Source organism: Gordonia sp. 852002-51296_SCH5728562-b, from assembly GCF_001665475.1.
Classification (GTDB): domain Bacteria; phylum Actinomycetota; class Actinomycetes; order Mycobacteriales; family Mycobacteriaceae; genus Gordonia; species Gordonia sputi.
Window position 1 is genome coordinate 69,970 of the sequence record NZ_LZMI01000069.1, and the last position, 18,825, is coordinate 88,794.

General features: G+C 65.3%; 15 protein-coding genes, 1 pseudogene and 1 riboswitch. Of the genes and pseudogenes, 6 read left to right on the top strand and 10 right to left on the bottom strand.

Annotation, left to right across the window (positions count from 1 at the left end):
* Window positions 1-3: 3 nt before the first annotated feature.
* From A5766_RS13115 to A5766_RS13125, 3 genes are all read right to left on the bottom strand, one after another.
* Window positions 4-1,059, bottom strand: coding sequence for a YhjD/YihY/BrkB family envelope integrity protein (locus tag A5766_RS13115; protein ID WP_005207880.1), 1,056 nt, complete (start codon window positions 1,057-1,059; stop codon window positions 4-6).
* A gap of 69 nt (window positions 1,060-1,128) precedes the next feature.
* Window positions 1,129-2,181: a tryptophan--tRNA ligase gene (gene trpS / locus A5766_RS13120; protein ID WP_039856578.1), complete on the bottom strand. Its 1,053-nt coding sequence runs from the start codon at window positions 2,179-2,181 to the stop codon at window positions 1,129-1,131.
* Window positions 2,182-2,261: 80 nt separating this feature from the next.
* On the bottom strand, window positions 2,262-3,107 hold the full coding sequence (locus A5766_RS13125; RefSeq protein WP_064905004.1) for an exodeoxyribonuclease III: 846 nt from the start codon (window positions 3,105-3,107) through the stop codon (window positions 2,262-2,264).
* A 144-nt stretch (window positions 3,108-3,251) separates the two neighbouring features.
* Between A5766_RS13125 and A5766_RS23895 the strand changes: the two genes are divergently transcribed.
* Together A5766_RS23895 and bfr are read left to right on the top strand one after the other, a co-directional pair.
* Window positions 3,252-3,443, top strand: coding sequence for a (2Fe-2S)-binding protein (locus A5766_RS23895; RefSeq protein WP_005207883.1), 192 nt, complete (start codon window positions 3,252-3,254; stop codon window positions 3,441-3,443).
* 95 nt (window positions 3,444-3,538) lie between these two features.
* Window positions 3,539-4,024, top strand: a complete 486-nt coding sequence (bfr, locus tag A5766_RS13130; RefSeq protein ID WP_005207884.1) for a bacterioferritin — start codon at window positions 3,539-3,541, stop codon at window positions 4,022-4,024.
* A gap of 73 nt (window positions 4,025-4,097) precedes the next feature.
* On the opposite strand, the pseudogene A5766_RS13135 reads toward bfr, so the two are convergent.
* Window positions 4,098-5,386, bottom strand: a pseudogene (locus tag A5766_RS13135) (MFS transporter).
* A gap of 85 nt (window positions 5,387-5,471) precedes the next feature.
* Window positions 5,472-7,292 carry a cutinase family protein gene (locus tag A5766_RS13140; RefSeq protein WP_064904994.1) on the bottom strand — a complete coding sequence of 607 codons (1,821 nt, stop codon included), beginning with the start codon at window positions 7,290-7,292 and terminating at the stop codon, window positions 5,472-5,474.
* A gap of 314 nt (window positions 7,293-7,606) precedes the next feature.
* A riboswitch (SAM riboswitch) is annotated at window positions 7,607-7,755 on the top strand.
* Between the two features lie 62 nt (window positions 7,756-7,817).
* On the opposite strand from A5766_RS13140, the gene A5766_RS13145 reads away from it, so the two are divergent.
* Entirely contained in the window at window positions 7,818-9,140 is a 1,323-nt protein-coding gene (locus A5766_RS13145; protein WP_064865561.1) for a bifunctional o-acetylhomoserine/o-acetylserine sulfhydrylase, read from the top strand.
* Window positions 9,141-9,169: 29 nt separating this feature from the next.
* A complete protein-coding gene (gene metX, locus A5766_RS13150; protein ID WP_064904995.1) occupies window positions 9,170-10,318 on the top strand; it encodes a homoserine O-acetyltransferase MetX in 1,149 nt (382 codons plus the stop codon).
* Between the two features lie 60 nt (window positions 10,319-10,378).
* On the opposite strand, the gene A5766_RS13155 is transcribed toward metX, so the two are convergent.
* The 3 genes from A5766_RS13155 to A5766_RS13165 form a co-directional block, all read right to left on the bottom strand.
* On the bottom strand, window positions 10,379-11,905 hold the full coding sequence (locus tag A5766_RS13155) for a hypothetical protein (protein ID WP_064865556.1): 1,527 nt from the start codon (window positions 11,903-11,905) through the stop codon (window positions 10,379-10,381).
* A 255-nt stretch (window positions 11,906-12,160) separates the two neighbouring features.
* Window positions 12,161-12,484 carry a DUF3017 domain-containing protein gene (locus A5766_RS13160; protein WP_005207895.1) on the bottom strand — a complete coding sequence of 108 codons (324 nt, stop codon included), beginning with the start codon at window positions 12,482-12,484 and terminating at the stop codon, window positions 12,161-12,163.
* Window positions 12,481-13,365: a bifunctional methylenetetrahydrofolate dehydrogenase/methenyltetrahydrofolate cyclohydrolase gene (locus A5766_RS13165; protein ID WP_064865552.1), complete on the bottom strand. Its 885-nt coding sequence runs from the start codon at window positions 13,363-13,365 to the stop codon at window positions 12,481-12,483. Before A5766_RS13165 ends, A5766_RS13160 begins: the two co-directional genes overlap by 4 nt.
* 101 nt (window positions 13,366-13,466) lie before the next feature.
* Between A5766_RS13165 and A5766_RS13170 the strand changes: the two genes are divergently transcribed.
* On the top strand, window positions 13,467-14,423 hold the full coding sequence (locus A5766_RS13170; RefSeq protein ID WP_064904996.1) for a serine/threonine dehydratase: 957 nt from the start codon (window positions 13,467-13,469) through the stop codon (window positions 14,421-14,423).
* Between the two features lie 60 nt (window positions 14,424-14,483).
* Window positions 14,484-14,948, top strand: a complete 465-nt coding sequence (locus A5766_RS13175) for a tRNA (cytidine(34)-2'-O)-methyltransferase (protein ID WP_064862286.1) — start codon at window positions 14,484-14,486, stop codon at window positions 14,946-14,948.
* Window positions 14,949-15,071: 123 nt separating this feature from the next.
* Here the strand turns inward: A5766_RS13175 and A5766_RS13180 are convergent, their stop codons facing one another.
* Together A5766_RS13180 and A5766_RS13185 are read right to left on the bottom strand one after the other, a co-directional pair.
* Window positions 15,072-15,299 carry a DUF167 domain-containing protein gene (locus A5766_RS13180; protein ID WP_005207899.1) on the bottom strand — a complete coding sequence of 76 codons (228 nt, stop codon included), beginning with the start codon at window positions 15,297-15,299 and terminating at the stop codon, window positions 15,072-15,074.
* Window positions 15,300-15,365: 66 nt separating this feature from the next.
* The gene (locus A5766_RS13185; RefSeq protein WP_064904998.1) at window positions 15,366-18,632 is read right to left on the bottom strand and encodes an error-prone DNA polymerase; all 3,267 of its coding nucleotides are present in this window, start codon (window positions 18,630-18,632) and stop codon (window positions 15,366-15,368) included.
* Window positions 18,633-18,825 lie beyond the last annotated feature (193 nt).

Sequence of the window (18,825 nt, forward strand, 5' to 3'; positions counted from 1 at the left end):
GGGTCAGCGTCGCCTGGACCGCGTCACGAGAGCCACCGCGGCGCCGATCGCGGCCGCCACGGCCAACGGGCCGGCCTTCGGCACAGGATCCACCTCGTAGACCGGACGCACGACGACGGTCGGCGGCTCGGGCTGTTCGGTGGGATCGACCACCTGGTAGGGCTCATTGGCACTGTCCGTGGCACACCACGCCGTGGCGTACAGAACGATTCGCGAGGCCAGGTAGCCGAAGACCATGATGCCCAGCAGTGGTCCGAACGCCGCACCCGCCGGGCTGCCGAGCACCGATTTCAGGTAGATGCCTGCGACAGACTTGAGGATCTCGAAGATGATCGCGGTGAGCAGGGCCGCCTTGAGCACGTTACGAAACGGCAACGGATGCAAGGGAAGTCGGGCAAATATGAATACGAAGAGCAGCCAGGTCGCGACAAGGGATACGACGATGGCCACAGCCCGCACCACGACGGTCGAGCCACTGAAGCCGTCGACGTGCGCCCACTCGAGGATCTTGTTGATCAACCCGCTGTTGCCCAGGGCGGTGAGGCCGAGCGTGAACAGGAAGGCGAGACCCAGCAACACGAAAATCACGAGGTCGCTGATCTTCGACATGACCGCATTGCGGTTGACCCTGCCCCCGAACATCTCGGTCATTCCCAGGCGCACGCCGGAGATCCACCCGATACCGGTCAAGGCCGCGCCGACCAGACCGATGATGCCGACTGTCGCGCGTGATTCGATGGCCGAGTCGATCGCGCTCTCGAGCGTCGTGCCGAGCTCGCCGGGCATGGCCTTGACGATCTGGTCCTTGATGCTGTCGAGCCACTCTGGGTGGGCTGCGAGGACAAAACCGCCGATCGAGAAGGCGACCATGATGATCGGCACGATCGAGAGGATTCCGGTGAAGGTGATACTCGCGGCGTAGAGGTTGCCGCGACGATCGTTGTATCGCTGCACCGTGCGCAAGATGTGGTCGAGCCAGCCCCACCGCTCTCGGGCCGACTCGAACTCGTCCTTTCCGCGCGCGACAAGCGCTTTGCCCGAATCGATCACCGAAGCCATAGACCCTCGTTTCCCCTTCGGTCGGTGCTGTCCCTACTCACCGTGTCTACCGGAAACGAGTGCCGCGGGTCAGGATTTGGTACCTGACACGCTCGGCGCCAGGAACCCCACCTTGTCGTAGACATCGCGCAGCGTCGCAGACGCCACCGAGCGCGCTCGCGCTGCACCGTCGGCGAGGATGCCGTCGAGGTAGGCGGGATCGGCGAGATACTCGTCGACGCGTCCGCGCAGCGGGGTCACGAAGTCGCTGAGGACCTCGGCTGTCTCGACCTTCAGGTCGCCATATCCCTTGCCCTCGTACTTGGCGACGAGATCGGCGACCTCCACCCCGGACAACGCCGCCTGGATGGTGAGCAGATTCGAGACTCCCGGCTTGTTCTCGGGATCGAACGCCACCTCGCTGCCCGTATCGGTAACCGCCGACCGGATCTTCTTGGCCGACCGTTTCGGGTCGTCGAGAAGATTGATCAATCCCTTGTCGGTCTCGGCCGACTTGCTCATCTTGGCCGTCGGGTTCTGCAGGTCGTAGATCTTGGCGAACTCCTTGACGATGTACGGCTGCGGCACAGTGAACGCCTTGCCGAAGCGCTTGTTGAATCGCTGCGCGAGATCCCGGGTCAGCTCGAGGTGCTGCCGTTGGTCTTCGCCGACGGGTACCTGGTCAACCTGGAACGCGAGGATGTCGGCGGCCATCAGGATCGGATAGGTGAAAAGTCCGACGCTCGACGACTCGACACCCTGCTTGGCGGCCTTGTCCTTGAACTGCGTCATCCGGCTTGCCTCGCCGAATCCGGTGATGCAGTTGAGAACCCAGGTGAGCTGCGCGATCTCGGGGACATGCGACTGGACATACACCGTCGAGCGAGCGGGATCGACGCCGACGGCGAGCAACTGTGCCACCGACATGCGTGTGCGGTCGGCGAGCACCGACGGGTCGAACTGCACGGTCAGCGCGTGCATGTCCGGGATGAAGTAGAAGGCGTCGAACTCGTCCTGCAGCTCGACCCACTGACGCACCGCACCCAGATAGTTTCCGAGGTGGAAGGAATCGCTGGTCGGTTGGATACCCGACAACACCCGCCGCCGCGTACCCGACGCAGGTGATTTCTCGACGTCGCTCATGGCTTCCAGTCTCTCAGACGGCAGCACCTCATTATTCGGAGGTGCTATGCGGGCGTGCTGCTCAACGGTGCTCCGGCGGGTCACTCGAACACGACGGTAACCGGCGCGTGATCAGACCACCGGCGGTCGTAGGTGTCGGCCCGGTCGACGAACGCTTTGACGGTGCGCGCCGCCATTGCCTTGTTGGCGAGGTGATAGTCGATCCGCCAGCCCGAGTCGTTGTCGAACGCCTTTCCGCGCCACGACCACCACGAGTACGGCCCGTCTGCGTCGGGGTGGAGCTCGCGCATCACGTCAGACCAACCGGACTCCAGCAATCCACCGACCCACTCCCGCTCGTGCGGAAGGAAGCCCGGGCTGCGCAGGTTGCCTTTCCAGTTCTTGATGTCGTGCTCAGAGTGCGCGATGTTCCAATCACCGCCGACCACCACCGGACGTCGCTTCCGTGCCAACGAGGCGAGGTGCGCACCGAAGGCGTCGAGAAATCGCTTCTTCTCGGCGAACTTCTCCGCGTCCTTCTCCGACGAGCCGGCCGTCGGGGCTGCGGCACCCTTGGGCAGATAGAGGCTCGCGACGGTGACGGCTCCACCTTCGATGTCGAGGTCTGCTTCGAGATACCTTCCCGTGGAATCGAATTCGTCGCTGGAGAATCCGACGCGCACTGCCGTCGGCTCGACTTTGCTGAGCACTCCGACGCCCGCGTGTCCCTTGACGACCGGCTCCGTCATCGACAGGTGCCATCCGTCGTCGAGCAGGGGTTCGAGGACTTCCCTGGCTTGTTCTTCGTTGGCGCGGATCTCCTGCAGGAGGACGATGTCGGTTCCGGCGGAGCGCAGCCACGGAACGAATCCAGCATTGTTCTCCGAGCGCACCTTGGTGGCCGCTCGGACGCCGTTCACATTCACGGTGGTGATCGCAGTTGGCACGGTTCGCCACATTACGGCGAGCCACCGACAACGACGCCGCGTACCCCGCCGCAGGCCAATCCGGACCGAGTCCAAAAGGTAAGGCGAACCTTGCGATCGTCAGGGTTTTATGTAAACCTTGCCTAACAGAATGCGAGGTGCGAGATGTTCGTGTGTATTTGCCGGGCCGTCACGGTGGACGAGGTCCACGAGCACTGCGACGCCGGAGCCAGAACTCCCGACGCCGTCAGTGAGCGCTGCGGCGCAGGCGAAGGCTGCGGAACCTGCATCGAACGACTCACCCAGATCGTCGCCTCGCGCACCGCAGGAAGGGTCGCCACAACTAGCGCAGCCTAGCCTGACCTGCGAAAACACCCCGTGCGGATATTCCCCACGGGGTCTTTTGGCGTGCTAGGTTCACTGTCACAATCAGTCCGAACCGGAGGTATGCCATGCGTGGAGACGATGAGGTCATCGCTCTACTCAACGAGCAATTGACCAGTGAACTCACCGCCATCAACCAGTACTTCTTGCACTCAAAAATGCAGGACAACTGGGGCTTGACCGAGCTCGCCTCGAAGACGAGGGCCGAATCGATCGAAGAGATGACCCACGCGGAGATCCTGACCGATCGCATCCTCTTCCTGGAAGGTCTGCCCAACTATCAGAAGCTGCTGCCGCTCCGCATCGGCCAGACTCTCCGTGAGCAGTTCGAGTCCGACCTCGCGATCGAGATCGAGGTGGTCAACCGTCTGAAGCCGGGCATCGTGCTGTGCCGCGAGAAGCAGGACATCACGACAGCCAAGATCTTCGAGGAGATCCTCAAGGACGAGGAGCACCACATCGACTATCTGGAGACGCAGCTCGAGCTGCTCGACAAGCTCGGTGAGCCGCTCTACCTGTCGAAGACGATCGCCACGCCTCCCGACGTCGGCTGATCCAGCCACTCACTCCGACATCGACCCCGGTACCAACAGGTGCCGGGGTCGATGTCGCTGAAGGTGAAGTCGCTTAGGTTGATGCCGCTTGAGTCGATGCCGATTGAGTCGATGCCGCTGTGTGGCGAGCGGCCGTGCGCCGGGCGACAGCCAGCGCCACACCCAGTACGACGATCCCGGCAACCGCGAGTCCTGCCCCGAGAACCGACGGCGCGCGGTACCCGAGACCTGCGGCGATGACAACGCCGCCGAGCCACGCGCCGAGTGCGTTCGCAATGTTGAGTGCCGAATGGTTGAGCGCCGCGGCGAGCGTCTGAGCGTCTTCGGCCACGTCCATCAGGCGGGTTTGCAGTGCGGGAACCATCGCCGTCGCGCTGACCCCGACGAGGAACGTCAATGGAACGGCCGCCCACGGCGATGTGACGAGTGCGGCAAACAATCCGAGCACCACCGCGGTCGCGACGAGTCCCACGAGAATCGCGCGCGGCACGTGTGATCGGCGGCAGCACCGCCGACCAGGTTGCCGACCACCATGCCGACACCGAAGACCATCAACACCACCGGAACCCAACCGACCGAGATGCCCGTGAGGCTCGTCAGCGCAGTGTTGAGGTACGTGTAGAACGCGAACATCCCGCCGAAGCCGACGAAGCCGATCGCCGGCGTCAACCACACCTGAGGCCTCGTGAGTGCGCCGAGTTCGGTCATCGGATTGGTGACGGCCATGTCGTCGAGTGCGGGCAACGTGATGAACAGCGCGCCGATCGTCACGATGCCGATGACCACCACGACAACGAAAGCTGCTCTCCAACCCAGACTTTCGCCGAGCCAGGTCGCCAACGGCACACCCAGGACATTGGCTACGGACAATCCGAGGAGAACCAGCCCGACGGCCTTGGCACGGTTACGAGGTCCGGCCAGGTGCGCCGCGACGAGAGCAGCGACGCCGAAGTACGCGCCATGCGGCAGTCCGGCCACGAATCTCGCGACCATCAGCGTCCCGAAGTCGGGCGCCAACACAGTGGCCGCATTGCCGACCGTGAAAGCCACCATCAACCCGATCAACAGCGTGCGACGAGACATCCGCGCGGTCAGTGCGGCGATGAGAGGCGCCCCGACCACCACCCCGAGTGCGTAGGCCGAGACGACGTAGCCCGCAGTCGGCTCGGAGACATGCACCGAGGACGCGATGTTCGGCAGTAAGCCCATCGCGACGAACTCCGTGGTGCCGATCCCGAACCCGCCCAGCGCCATCGCCAGCATGGCGAACCGACGAGTGGCGTCGGAGTGGACGACATTACTGCTGGTCCCGTCCGTGTTCGTCTCGGCCGTGTTCGTCTCGGTTGGGTTGGTTGGGGACATTCACGCTGCAACGAGCACGCCAGTGGGCGTGATTCCATCGTCGACGGTGACATCGTTCACACCCCGCCTGCGGAGGGGTTCCGAGTCAGGCGGCGGGTGCGCCCTGCGTTGCTGCTTTCGGGGTCGCACCCTGCTGCTGCGTCGACGCACCGGGTGTCGACGCACCGGGTGTCGACGCACCGGGTGCCGACTCGTCAGATGTCGACTTGTCGCGTGTCGAATCCCCCGATGTTGACTGCTCCGATGTCGACTGCTCAGGCGTCGGCTTCTCGGGTGCAGGCTTCTCCGGCGTCGACTCTCCTGGTCCTGGCTTTGGCACCTGCGCGCCGCCGGGAGCCTCAACCGGCTGCGAAGAGCCGCCGAGCGGCGCCTGTGGTTGCAGTGAGCCGCCGCCGGCAGGAGGCGTCGACGCAGCTCCGGTGCCGGTCCCGTCACCTGTGCCTGCGCCACCCGAGTCGCCAGGATCGTCGACGCCTTGTCCGCCGGAGATTCCCCCGCCGGAGATTCCATCAGTACCCGAGGCACTGCGCGCTTCGGGCCCGCCGAGAGTCTTCGCGGTGTTCACGGTCCCCGGGGCGTCGGCGATCTCCTCCGATGCCGACAGCGCCGCCACTGACTCGGTCTGGCTGGTGGTCGTCGGGGTGCGCAGCGACGCGAGCCACTCTTCGAACGCGACCAGCGACGGTCGGTACGCAGGTCCGGGAATGCCGGTGACATCGCGGCCGGTGAGTGTGTAGGCCCAGAACTTTCCGAAGTTCAGAGGCATCGACGCGATGCTCCTGACACTGGTCCGCAACGCGTCGACGCCCTGTCCCCAGAGCACCGGGTTCCACGTGAACAGTCCCTGTGCCATGTTCTGGAACGTGTAGACGTCGGTGAGCACCCCGCCGTAGCCGAGGTCGGGCAACTGCGGGAACCAACCCATGGCCCACCGGATCGGCGGCTGGAAGTCGGCCAGTGTGATGCCGAGGATGTCCGGGAATTTCCACCGCTTGCTCACGAGGTCGGGCACGGTCCAGCCGAGACCGAGTTTGTCGACGAACTGCTGGGTGAGGACCCACGCCGACGACGGCACGACGAGCTGACAGGTGTTGACCTCAGCGGTGGTGTCCTGGCAGTCCAACGGCTTGACTCCCCAGGCGTCCCACAGGGCTCCGTTGGTGGCTGGCAGATACATGTAGAGCGGATACAGACCGTGCTTGACCCAGTAGCCCGCGAGGCCGTCGAGGGCCCCGATCGGGTCGTGAAGCGGATCGGGAAGATCGCAGATCGGATCGCCCGTGAAGCACACGGTGGTCACCGGAATCCCGCCGAAGTCGTCGACGTCGCGTCCGCCTGCCATGGTCAGTCCGGGGATCACGCCGATCAGGACGCGTTCGATGCCCTGTCCGTAGAGAGTTCCCGCTTGCCGCGGATCGGAGTAGAGCAGTCCGGACACGCCGGTCGATGAGATCTCGTAGCCAGACGTGTTGCCGGTGCCGATATCTGTGAGTACGTCGCCGCCGATTCCTGCGCCCTGCGAGTACCCGACGATCACGACGGGTTTGCCATCACACTGCGCCTGATAATTCGCCACAGTCGACATCGTTGCCGCGACGCCCTGCGACTGACTGTCGTCGAATCCGAAGGCACCCAACGGCCAGATCGACGCCGGATACTCGACGCGCTCGACGGTGTAGCCGGCATATTGGGGTTGGCGCGTGACGCCGTCGAGCAGATGTCCCTGGGGGTCCCACGTACCACCGACGAAGACGAGTGCGCCGTTGCCGCAATTGTCGGCGGTCTCGGCCCGCGCGACACCCGCGCCGGAGGTTTGACCTATGGCGAGGAGAACCGCTGCGACTGCGGCGAGTCCGAGTGTGCTCGCCGCAGTGATCGATCGCCGGAAACCGAAGTGACCACCCATGCGTTCTCCACCAATCCGGACGATCTGTACCGCGTCGCCGCGAGTCGTCGGCGTTCCGCTCCGGCCGAGTTACTCGCGAATGTTCGGATCGTAGAATTTCGTGACCCACGCCACAGCAGAATCCGACGGTCGAACAGCGAACCGACGACGATGGACGCCAAATTCGACTGTTCGGACTACACGAGAGACCCTCAATCGCGGCCTTTTCGACGCCCGCACGCAATGTCGCCGCAGCGATGCCTTGTCCACCCCAAGAACCAGGCTGCGTCGGAGGGTTCTCACTTCATTTCGGCCGTGTTATATCCTTGACGCCAGGTCATGAGTATCAGCGCAAAGCCCCGGCTCGCTGATCGGCAACCCTCCAACCGCGGTGGGGTGCTCCGGGTGATGACCGGGTTGTGGGACCCCGTTCTGCGACGATCCTTCGTCGATGATGGTTTCGGGTCCCCAGCAAGCGCGGGTCCGAAGGTCGGACCCCAACAGGGTCGTCGTGCCCTGCCGACCGTAGAAAGTGATGCGTATTCAATGTCTGACGTCGACGTCGACCAGAATCCAGCCGACAACTGGAGTTTCGAGACCAAGCAGATTCACGCAGGCCAGACAGCCGACGCGGCGACCAACGCCCGCGCTCTGCCGATCTACCAGACCACGTCGTACACGTTCAACGACACCACCCATGCCGCGAATCTGTTCGGCCTCGCCGAGCCGGGCAACATCTACACGCGCCTGATGAATCCGACACAGGATGTCGTCGAGCAGCGTCTCGCCGCTCTCGAGGGCGGTGTCGCGGCGCTGCTCGTCGCGTCGGGTCAGGCTGCGGAGACATACTCGATCCTCAACATCGTCGAGAACGGCGGGCACGTCGTGTCGAGTCCGCGCCTCTACGGCGGAACGTACAACCTCTTCCACTACACGCTGCCCAAGCTCGGCATCGAGGTCACGTTCGTCGAGGATCCGGAAGATCTCGACTCGTGGCAGGCCGCGGTGCGCGACAACACGCGCGCGTTCTACGGCGAGTCGATCTCCAACCCGAACAACGAGATCCTCGACATCGAGGGCATCTCGGAGGTTGCACATCGCAACGGCGTGCCGCTCATCGTCGACAACACCGTCGCCACCCCGTATCTGCTCAACCCGCTCGCGCATGGCGCCGACATCGTCGTGCACTCGGCCACCAAGTACATCGGTGGGCACGGCACCGCGATCGGCGGCGTGATCATCGACGGCGGCACCTTCGACTGGCGTGTACAGCGCGACGGCAAAGACCTCTTCCCCGGTTTCACCACGCCCGACCCGAGCTACCACGGTGCGGTCTTCGCCGATCTCGGCGCTCCCGCGTACGCACTCAAGGCACGTGTGCAGTTGCTCCGCGACACCGGCGCAGCCATCTCGCCGTTCAACGCGTTCCTGCTCGCACAGGGTCTCGAGACCTTGAGCCTGCGCGTCGAGCGTCACGTCGCCAACGCGCAGCGCGTCGCCGAGTACCTCAACGACAACCCGCAGGTCGAGGAGGTCTACTACGCCGGACTGTCGTCGTCGCCCTGGTACAAGCGCGGCCAGGAGCTCGCACCGAAGGGGCAGGGCGCTGTCATCGGGTTCGAGATCGCAGGCGGCGTCGACGCGGGCAAGCGGTTCGTCGAGGCGCTCACACTGCACAGCCACGTCGCCAACATCGGTGACGTGCGCTCACTGGTGATCCACCCCGCATCGACCACCCACAGCCAGCTGACCCCCGAGGAGCAACTCGCCGCGGGTGTCACCCCCGGCCTCGTCCGCCTCGCGGTGGGCATCGAGGGAATCGACGACATCCTCGCCGACCTCGACCGGGGTTTCGAAGCAGCCAAGTAGACAACGCAGAGCAAGGAGCGAGGACACCTGTGTCGGTGAGCATCGACCCGCAGACGGATACAGAGCAACGGCCGGACTGGGAGAACGCCCCGGACGGCCAGATGCTCAGCGCCCGTCTCGGATCGATCTCACTCGACAACGGTGAGCAGATCGACGACGTGACCCTCGCCTTTCAGCGGTGGGGAAAACTGTCACCTGCTCGCGACAACGTCATCCTCACGCTGCACGCCCTGACCGGCGACTCACACGTCACCGGACCCGCCGATGCCGCTCACCCCTCCCCCGGCTGGTGGGACGGTCTGATCGGCCCCGGTGCGGCAGTCGACACCGACGAATGGTGCGTCATCTCGGCGAACGTGCTCGGCGGATGCCGTGGATCGACCGGGCCGGCATCGCTGGACTCCACCGGCCGACCGTGGGGTTCGAGCTTCCCGCAACTCACCGTGCTCGATCAGGTCCGCGCAGAAGTCGCACTGATGGATCATCTGGGCATCGAGAGCATCGGCGCGGTTGTGGGCGGCTCGATGGGCGGCGCACGCGCACTCGAGTGGATCATCGAGTACCCCGAACGGGTTCGAAGCGCACTCGTGCTCGCCGTCGGCGCTCGTGCGACGGCCGACCAGATCGGTACGCAGACAACGCAAATCGCAGCCATCACGTCCGATCCGGCGTGGCACGGCGGCGATTATCACGGCACCGGCGAGGCGCCGACGACCGGAATGGGAATCGCGCGTCGGATCGCGCACCTGACCTACCGCAGCGAACCGGAGCTCGACGAACGCTTCGCGAATGACGCTCAGGGCCAAGAGAATCCACTCACCGGCGGACGTTACGCCGTGCAGAGTTACCTCGAGCACCAGGCGGGCAAACTGGTCGAGCGTTTCGATCCGGGCAGCTACGTCATCCTCAGCGAAGTACTCAATCACCACGACGTCGGGCGCGATCGCGGTGGCGTGAAGGCCGCACTCAACGCGTGCAACGTTCCGGTGATCGTCGGCGGTATCGACTCGGATCGCCTGTACCCCTTGCGGTTACAGGTCGAACTCGCCGAAGAGCTCGGCAATTGCGTCGGCGGCCTGCAGGTGGTTCAGTCCGACAACGGCCACGACGGATTCCTCACCGAATTCGACGCCATCGGCGATCTACTCAAGCGCACAGTCGATCTCGCGCGTCACTGAGCCTCGGGGCGTCACGGGCACTACCCCAGACGCTCGAGGAGTCAGAACGCTCTCGTCCCGTCAGGGCGGCGGCAGCAGTCCGTCGGGAACCGGCGTCGTGGTCGTCGTGGTCGGAGGTGTCAGTTGACCCGCTCCTGCACCACGATCGTTATGTGACTGGGACGCACCACCATTCGAACCAGCCCCGCCAGAGGGTTGCTGATGGTTGGGAGTCGGCGTCTCCAGGCCGGGAGCGGGCGTCCCCGACGGCGGAACGAACCCCGGCGGCAGCAGCTTGGGCGGAATCGTGATTCCGGGTGGCAGCGGCAAAGTGGGACGACTGGTCTCCGCGCTGGGTGGCCGCGTTGTCGTCGACGGCGTACTCGGACGCGCGGAGAGTGTCAGCGTGGACGGCGACGGCGTCGTCGGAGGCAATTGCGTTGTCGCCCAACCCGGTCCGTCGTCCTCGCGAGCTGTGCGCGGGGCTTCGGCCGACGTCGAGGTGAGTTGTGTCGGTTCCTGTCTCGTTTCCGAGGGAACGATGTCGGACTGGTCGGAGTCGGTCGATATCGACGCGACGCGAGCACTCGAGGGCGACGGGATGTCCGTGGAGTTGCCGGTGAGTGTCGAACCCACCGCGTACACCGTGAACATCGCTGCGGCGATGACGACGGCTGCAACAGCAATCGGCAGCGGAGAGAGCACTCCCCTGCGCCTCCCGCCTCCGATGAAGGCCAGTCGACTAGGCGCCGTTGCCTGCTCGGACGAGAGCATCGCGGCGCCCACAGCTGCGGTTTGTTCCGGATTCGTCGGGATGATGACCTCGACGAGTCCGCCTTCGGCATCCTCTTCGGGCACCATGTCGGCGATGGTCGGCAGGTTCGCCAGACCACCGACGAGAACCACCGCGCACGCCGAATGCGTTGCGAGGTAACGGCTCAGCTCTTCGCGAGCGTCTTTCAGGAATGGACGTACCGCCGAGGCGAGCGTTGCGTCGCCGATTCGGAACCGGCCGGCGGCGTCGACTGTGCCGTGCTCACCCGACTCCTCCTTGGCGGTTCTGACGGCACTACGCAAAGCGTTGCGACTGAGCTTGTTCGAGAACGAACCACTCACGGCGCCCGCGTCGTCGACCACTTGGCGGACGATCGCGTCGTCGAGCGCGCGCCCCGACAGTGCGCGTGAGTGTGTGATGTCGCCGATGGCTCCGCTCGAAGGCTCGACGGTGTAGAAGGTCGTGCCGGTATCGCCGCAGTCGACGACGACCACCGACCTGTATCGCCCGATCTGGCCCGTTTCGATCAAGCAGGCCACCACGGCCTCCTCGACGGAGACGAGGTGGATCTGCCGGCGTGGACCCGACCCCGTCGAGCCGATGAGCTCACGCCCGAGATCGCCGCCTGCCGCGACGCCGATCGGCCCCACGCGTCGGTCGGCGCCGCGCGCGGCGTCGAGCATGAGGTCGATGCCCGCGTTGACCCTGCCCGCGGTGTCGTGACCATCGCTGGGATCGACGTCGATCACCCGTGACTCCACGAGTTCGCGACCCGAGCCGTCACGTGTGAGCAGGACGAAGTGAATCATGCCCTGACCCAAGGAAACACCCATCGACGTCGTCTCGTCGTGGGTGGAGCGATCGTTTGGTCTATCCAGCGTCGAAGAGATTGGTTGCCTGCCCGTTTGTCGCCGTTCGTCGTTCGCCGTTCATTGCGGCGCGCTCTAGCACTGCCGCAGCGCACCACGACTCACTCGGTGCGCTCACGCCCGGGTTCAATGAATCCAGAGGTCCCGGATGCTGATCCGACAGGTGCCGAATCAGCTCACGTCACGGGACACTTTACCGAAGCGTGCTCCATATTGTAATCAATCCGTGCCCAACGGATCTATTGACGCAGCTAGCCATAACATGAGGGCTCCGACGCTGGCAAGGGATATAACGTCGAAGAATCTTCCTCTGACCTGCAGTAATCCGACTCGTGACGTTGGCAACACCGCGCGCATGAATGCGCCGAGAAGCAGAGCCGTTCCGAAAACGAACGAACCACGTCGCCAACGGTCGAACAACACCAGCGCCGCTCCGGCGATCACGCCGAGCATCACCAGCAGATAGGGAATCTGCGCGATGTAGGCGCGGACCCGACGGGCATGGCGAAGCTGCCGCACCCGCGCATCCGTCGCTGAGTTCACCGTCCGGAACCTCCGGCGACGCTCACTCCGGCTGCAAGATCTGCCTCTGCACGCTCGACCACATTGACGAGCAGGAACGCGCGCGTCAGTGGCCCGACGCCGCCCGGGTTCGGTGACACATATCCCGCGACGTCCCACACGTCTGGGGCGACGTCGCCGACCAGCCCGTCCTCGGTGCGGCTGACGCCGACATCGATGACCGCTGCCCCCGGCTTGACCATGTCTCCGGTAACCAGATGCGGCACACCTGCCGCGGCCACGACGATGTCGGCACGCTTGATCTCTGCGGCGAGGTCGCGGGTTCCGGTGTGACACAGCGTCACGGTTGCGTTCTCACTGCGTCGAGTGAGCAGCAGACCGATCGGGCGTCCGATCGTCACACCACGGCCGACGACAGTGACGCGGGCACCGTTGATCGGGATGTCGTAGCGCCGCAGCAGGTGAATCACGCCGCGCGGCGTGCACGGGAGCGTCGACTCCTTGCCGAGGACGAGTCGTCCGAGGTTGATCGGGTGCAGACCGTCGGCGTCCTTGGCGGGATCGATCCGCTCGAGCGCGGCGTTCTCGTCGAGATGCCGTGGCAGCGGGAGTTGCACGATGTAGCCGGTGCAGCCGGGGTCTGCGTTGAGCTCGTCGATGGCCGCGTTGAGGTCTTCGGTGGTGGCGTCCGCGGGTAGATCCTTACGGATCGACGCGATGCCGATCTTGGCGCAGTCGGAGTGCTTGCCCTTGACGTAGGACTGCGAACCCGGATCGTCGCCGACGAGGATCGTGCCGAGACCCGGCATCACGCCGGCCATCCGCAGCTTGTCGACGCGTTCACGGAGATCGGCGAAGATCTCGTCGCGGGTCAGCTTGCCGTCGAGTCGTATCGCGCTCACCCGTCCATTGTTCCATCCTGTCCGAGGCTCGGTGTCAGGTGTCGGGTGTCAGATGTCAGGGTCGGCGATTCGTTGCGCCCATCCGAGTACCGTGCTGCCATATGCCCACGAACGCCGCCCGCCCGGTCACCATCGCCGACGTCAGGAGGGCGCGAGGCCGCATCGCGACGCACGTTCGACGCACGCCGGTGCTGCGCGCGGAGATCGACACGGTCAGCGGAAGTGTTCCGGTGGTCTTCAAGCTGGAGTACCTGCAGCTCGGCGGCTCGTTCAAAGCCCGCGGAAGCGTGAATGCCGTGCTCGCGGCACGCGACGCGGGAGAGCTCGCAGATAGTGGAGCGGTGGTGGCGTCCGGCGGAAACGCCGCGATCGGCGCAGCGCATGCGGCGCGGATCGTCGGCACGCGGTGCACCGTCGTCGTACCCGAGAACGCGCCACCGGTGAAGGTGACGGCGCTGCGGGATCTGGGAGCCGACGTGCGTCTACACGGCTCCAGGTATCACGACGCGGCCGAGTTCGCGGGTGCGCTCGCCACGAAGACGGGTGCGCTGCTGCTCCACGCGTACGACCTTCCCGACATCGTCGCGGGCGCCGGGACCATCGCCCTCGAGTTGGCCGCAGACGTTCCCGGGCCGCAGACCGTCGTCGCATGCGTGGGAGGCGGCGGACTGCTTGGAGGTCTCGCAGCTGCCCAGCGCCCCGGCGATCGTCTCGTCGGCGCGGAGCCCACCGGAGCGTCGAGTCTGCATCAAGCGGTGAAGGCGGGTGGGCCGGTGTCGGTCGAGCTCGACAGCATCGCCGCGGACTCGTTGGGAGCCACCAGGATCGGCGACATCTGCTGGTCGACCATCGCCGACAAGGCAGTCGAGAGCGTCGTCGTCTCCGACGACGAGATCATCGCCGCGCGTCGAATGCTGTGGGAGCGGTTCCGCATCGTCGTCGAGCACGGCACCGCCACCGCGGTCGCAGCGGTCGCCGCAGGGCTGGTGACGCCGGCCCCCGACTCGACGCTCTGCGTGCTGCTGTGCGGAGCCAACACCCGACTCGACGACCTCTGAGCCGACTGGGCGCCGACCGCCCCGACAAGGCGTCGGATCACGCTCTGCACAATGGACGCCATGTTCCGCATCATGTTCTATCAGCCGTGCATCCCGCCCAACACGGGTAACGCGATCCGGCTGGCTGCCAACACCGGCAGCGAACTCCATCTGATCGAGCCGCTCGGTTTCTCGATGTCCGACGCTCAGGTGAAACGGGCGGGCCTCGACTACCACGAGATGGCGAACGTGACCGTCCACCCGAACCTCGTCACAGCGTTCACCGAGCTGAAACCGCAACGCGTCTTCGCATTCACCGCGCACGCATCGCGGTATCACACCGACGTCGACTATCAACCCGGCGACGTGCTGCTGTTCGGTCCGGAACCCACCGGACTCCCCGACGAGGTACTCGCCGAACCCGAGATCACCGACCGGCTTCGTATCCCGATGCTCGCCGGGCGACGCTCACACAACCTGGCGAACGCCGCGAGCATCGTCGTGTACGAGGCGTGGCGACAGAACGGATTCGACGGCGCGGTGTGACGAAAGTACCTGCGCACGAACGGGACTGACGAACAGTCGGCGCCACGGAGCGCACAGTCGACACTGTGCGGGGCCCACTCGATGGAGGCGCGCGGGCTTGGTAGAACCCGACGGAAAGCCCGCCTAGCCCACGCGGAAACGCTTGGTGCGCGCGGTCGCTCCCCCGATGAGTGCCACCTTGGACTTCGGCACGCCGAGGTGCTTGGCGAGCAGTTCGGCGACCGCCTTGTTCGCCTTACCCTCGGTGGCGGGCTCGCGCACGTAGATGGTGATGGAACCGTCCGGCCCGGTCTCGACGAGCGGCCCCTTGCGACTGCTCGGTTTTGCCGTGACGATCACCTGTTTCGCCATCTGTTCCTCTCCCCGCTGTCGTTGTGCGCGAATGCTTTCCGCGCCGTTGTCAGTGCACATCTCACATCAGTGCCAATCCCGCGAGCGGGTACCCACTCGAAGATCCATCCGCTGCAACCGATCTGCAACCACCGTCACCGCACCCTCTGCATTCTGCACTCTGCCGCGTACCAGCAGCGCCGACGCCGAGTGTGCCAACTCGCGATACCGCGACCACAGCCCGACCGAGCACACCACGTTGACCATCCCGGTCTCGTCTTCGAGGTTGATGAACGTCACGCCGGATGCTGTCGCCGGACGCTGCCGGTGGGTGACAGCCCCTCCGACGATGACACGTGACCCATCCGGCACAGACAATAGCGCCTCAGCGGGCAGGACACCTATCGCAGTCAACCGCGGACGCAGGAACTGCGTCGGATAATTCGACGGCGTGATCCCCGTCGCCCAGGCATCGGTGGCGGCCAGCTCAACATCCGACAATCCCGGCAGCGTCGGTACCTGCGCAGACGACTCCAACTCGAGTTGCTCGGCGCTCGCGGAGGCCGCGGCGCCCGCCTCCCACAACGCTTGTCGTCGACTCATGCCGAAACACTCGAACGCCCCCGCGCCCGCCAATCCCTCGAGGTGCGCGAGGTTGAGGTCGGCTCGCCGCGACAGGTCGGTGATGCTCGTATACGGACCGGCGACTCCCCTTGATTCGACGATGCGCGCCGCGACGTCGTCTCCGACCCCGCGTATCGACGCCAACCCGAGCCGCACGTCGAGCCCGTCGTTCTCCAACGTCGCCTCGGCCAGCGACGCGTTGATATGCGGCCGGTGCACGTCGACGCCATGTCGGCGGGCGTCGGCGACCAATGACTGCGGCGAGTAGAAGCCCATGGGCTGTGCGCGCAGCAACGCGGCGCAGAATGCGGCAGGATGGTGCAGCTTGAACCACGACGAGTAGAAGACCAACGATGCGAAACTCTGCGAATGACTCTCGGGGAAACCGAAATTGGCGAAGGCCGCCATCTTCTCGAAGATCCGGTCGGCGACGTCGCCGGTAATGCCGTGCGAGCGCTGCATGCCCTCGTAGAAGCGTCGACGAAGCTGGTGCATACGCTCCGGTGATCGCTTCGACCCCATGGCTCGACGGAGCTGGTCCGCCTCGGCGGCGTCGAATCCGGCGACGTCGACGGCCAGCTGCATGAGCTGCTCCTGGAACAGCGGTACGCCGAGTGTTCGCTTGAGCGCCGGCCACATCGACGGATGTTCGACGGTCGGCTCCTCCTGGCCGTTGCGTCGGCGGATGAACGGGTGGACCGATCCGCCCTGGATCGGTCCCGGACGGATCAGCGCGACCTCGACGACCAGATCGTAGAAGCACCGGGGCTTCAGCCGCGGGAGAGTCGCCATCTGTGCTCGCGATTCCACCTGGAAAACCCCGACAGAGTCTGCGCGACAGAGCATCTCGTACACCGCCTGCTCGGAGAGGTCGAGTTTGGCGAGGTCGACGTGGATGTTCTTGTGTTCGGCGACCAGATCGATCGCGTAGTGCAGCGCCGAGAGCATCCCCAGACCGAGCAGATCGAACTTGACCAAACCGATTGCGGCACAGTCGTCTTTGTCCCACTGCAATACGCTGCGATTCTCCATCCGCGCCCACTCCGTCGGACAGACATCGGCGATGGGACGATCACAGATCACCATTCCACCGGAGTGGATTCCGAGATGTCTTGGCATGTTGGCGATGTCGCTTGCGAGTTCGCGCACGTCGTCGGGCGCGGTGTCGGGCATCTTGCTCCAGGCGTCTTGCTGACCGCTGGCATAGCCGAGCGCCCGTGCCATGTCGCGCACCGACGATCGGCCCCGATAGGTGATCACGTTGGCGACCTGCGCGCTGTACTCGCGGCCATACCGTCGGTACACGTACTGGATCGCCTCTTCACGACGGTCCGATTCGATGTCGACGTCGATGTCCGGTGGCCCGTCACGCTCGGGTGAGAGGAACCTCTCGAACAGCAACTCGTTGGCCACCGGGTCGACGTTGGTGATACCCAACGCGTAACACACCGCGGAGTTGGCGGCGCTCCCCCGGCCTTGGCACAGGATGTCGTTGCGTTTACAGAAGTCGACGATGTCGGCGACGACGAGGAAATAGCCGGGGAAGGTGAGCGTCTCGACGATCGCCAGTTCGTGCTCGATCTGCCGGTAGGCCGCCGGATGTTGGGCTGGTGTCCCATAGCGGCGTCGTGCGCGGGTCATCGTAAGGTGCCGCAGCCAACTGGACTCCGTATGGCCGGCCGGCACGTCGAACGGCGGTAACTGCGGCGCGATCAATCCGAGCGAGAAAGCGCAATCGTCGGCGAGGTCTGCCGCGGCGGCGATGGCGTCGGGGTGCGCGGGGAGCAGGCGCATCATCTCGTCACCGCTGCGCAGATGCGCACCGCCGACCCCCGGCATCCAGCCCGCGATGGTCTCGATGTCGGTGCGGGCACGCACCGCCGCCATCGCCAGCGCAAGGCGTCGACGACGCGGCCCCGCGAAGTGCGCCCCCGACGTCGCGACGGTCGGCAGCCCGAACCGCTGCGCGAGGTCGGCGAGTACCGCATTGCGCTCGTCGTCGTCGGGCAGGCCCTGAGCGGTGAGTTCGACGACGACGTCGTCGCGTCCGAACCGCTCGACCATTCCACCGAGAGCGGCCTCGGCAGCACCGATACCCGCACGATCCAACGCGCGCCGAACCGCGCCCTTGCGACAGCCCGTCAGGATCACCCAGTGGCCTGCGTCGCGGGTCAGCCGGTCGACGTCGTAGCGCAGCAGCCCCTTCTCACCACCGGACATGTGGGCGTCGGCGATGATTCGTGACAACCTCCGATAGCCCTCACTGTCACGCGCGAGGACCAGCAGATGCTCACCGGCCGGATCGGTCACCCCGGTGCGGGTCACGTCCGGCTCGAGGGAGAGTTCGGCACCGAACACCGTCGGCATCGCGAATTCCTTTGCGGCCTCGGCGAATCGGACCACGCCGTAGAAACCGTCATGGTCGGTGATCGACAGACCGGTCAGGTCGAGTCGGGCCGCCTCCTCCACCATCTCCTCGGGCATCGACGCCCCGTCGAGGAAACTGTAGGAACTGTGCGCATGCAGTTCCGCATAGCGCACAGACGATCGCTCACGAGACACCTCCGGCGCCGTGTAGGCGCCACGTTTGCGCGACCACGCGGGGCTGTCGTTGCCGTCGCCCGTCTGCTCGGGACCGAAGAACTCCCCGGGACGACCGCCATCGGGCGAGCGCCCCGACAGCACCCGCTCCATCTCCCGCCACGTCGGCGGGCCCTGGTTCCAGCCCACTCAGCCAGTATAGAACACCTGTTCGACAGACGATGGGTGGCGGGCTGCCCCGCTCGCCTCGCCGACGACAATCCCCGCCACCCGACTGTGAATGTGTGTCGAACTGAAGGATGTGGGTGCTGCAGCACCCACATCCTTCGATTGGACCCACATCCTCGCCTCAGCTCGACGGCGCTCGGCACCCGCGCCCGTA

What these genes read in the sequence shown, in the direction of transcription:
- A5766_RS13145 (WP_064865561.1), top strand. Translation starts at nt 7,818, where the DNA reads ATGTCTGACGTCGACGTCGACCAGAATCCAGCCGACAACTGGAGTTTC.
- A5766_RS13170 (WP_064904996.1), top strand. Translation starts at nt 13,467, where the DNA reads ATGCCCACGAACGCCGCCCGCCCGGTCACCATCGCCGACGTCAGGAGG.
- bfr (WP_005207884.1), top strand. Translation starts at nt 3,539, where the DNA reads ATGCGTGGAGACGATGAGGTCATCGCTCTACTCAACGAGCAATTGACC.
- A5766_RS13155 (WP_064865556.1), bottom strand. Translation starts at nt 11,905, where the DNA reads ATGGGTGTTTCCTTGGGTCAGGGCATGATTCACTTCGTCCTGCTCACA.
- A5766_RS13175 (WP_064862286.1), top strand. Translation starts at nt 14,484, where the DNA reads ATGTTCCGCATCATGTTCTATCAGCCGTGCATCCCGCCCAACACGGGT.
- A5766_RS23895 (WP_005207883.1), top strand. Translation starts at nt 3,252, where the DNA reads ATGTTCGTGTGTATTTGCCGGGCCGTCACGGTGGACGAGGTCCACGAG.
- trpS (WP_039856578.1), bottom strand. Translation starts at nt 2,181, where the DNA reads ATGAGCGACGTCGAGAAATCACCTGCGTCGGGTACGCGGCGGCGGGTG.
- A5766_RS13140 (WP_064904994.1), bottom strand. Translation starts at nt 7,292, where the DNA reads ATGGGTGGTCACTTCGGTTTCCGGCGATCGATCACTGCGGCGAGCACA.
- A5766_RS13180 (WP_005207899.1), bottom strand. Translation starts at nt 15,299, where the DNA reads ATGGCGAAACAGGTGATCGTCACGGCAAAACCGAGCAGTCGCAAGGGG.
- A5766_RS13115 (WP_005207880.1), bottom strand. Translation starts at nt 1,059, where the DNA reads ATGGCTTCGGTGATCGATTCGGGCAAAGCGCTTGTCGCGCGCGGAAAG.